This window comes from Streptacidiphilus sp. ASG 303, from assembly GCF_020991365.1.
Classification (GTDB): domain Bacteria; phylum Actinomycetota; class Actinomycetes; order Streptomycetales; family Streptomycetaceae; genus Peterkaempfera.
Map to the genome: position 1 here is coordinate 1 of NZ_JAJLRA010000089.1, position 779 is coordinate 779.

Annotated in this window: 1 protein-coding gene; it reads left to right on the plus strand. The window is 73.0% G+C overall.

The window, feature by feature from the left end:
• Window positions 1-110: 110 nt before the first annotated feature.
• Window positions 111-776, plus strand: a complete 666-nt coding sequence (locus LO771_RS30025) for a DUF4097 family beta strand repeat-containing protein (RefSeq protein WP_230748326.1) — start codon at window positions 111-113, stop codon at window positions 774-776.
• The last annotated feature ends 3 nt before the right edge of the window (window positions 777-779 follow it).

The following is a 779-nucleotide window of genomic DNA, read 5'->3' on the forward strand; positions in this document are numbered from 1 at the left end:
AGCCGCCAGCTGCACAGATGCATTTCCCACGCAACGAACTTGTTGCGCGATCCTTGAACGCAACGTAGCTTTTCCTTCATCAGAAACGAAGAGCACCCGAGGAGAGCATGATGCAGACGTTCACCACCCCCACCGCGATCTCCGCCGTCCTGGACGTCCCCGCCGGCCGCATCCAGGTCATCGCCGCCGACCGGCCCGACACCGTCGTCGACATCCGGCCCGCCGACCCCTCCCGGGGCCGCGACGTGAAGGCGGCCGAGCAGACCACGGTCGCCCTCGGCGACGGCGTCCTGCGCATCGGGACCCGGACGGAGAGGAACCGGCACCTCGGCCCCTCCGGCGCCGTCGAGGTGACGGTCCGACTGCCCGCCGGCTCCCACGTCCGGGCGACGGCCGCCGCCACCGAGTTCCGCGGCGTCGGCCGCCTCGGCGACGTCGCCGTCGAGGGCGCCTACCGGCACATCAAGATCGACGAGGCGGCCGGCGTCCGCCTCACCGCGGTCGACGGCGACGTCGAGGTCGGCCGGCTCGCCGGCCCCGCGGAGATCAGCACGGAACGGGGCGACATCCGCATCACCGAGGCCCTGCACGGCACGGTCGTGCTCCGCACCCGGTCCGGCGACATCACCGTCGGCGCCGCCGCCGGCGTCCCGGCCGCCCTCGACGCCGGCACCGGCCACGGCCGCATCAGCAACGCCCTGAGGAACGACGGCACCACCGCACTCGACATCCGCGCCACCACCGACCACGGCGACATCACCGCCCGCAGCCTCTGACCG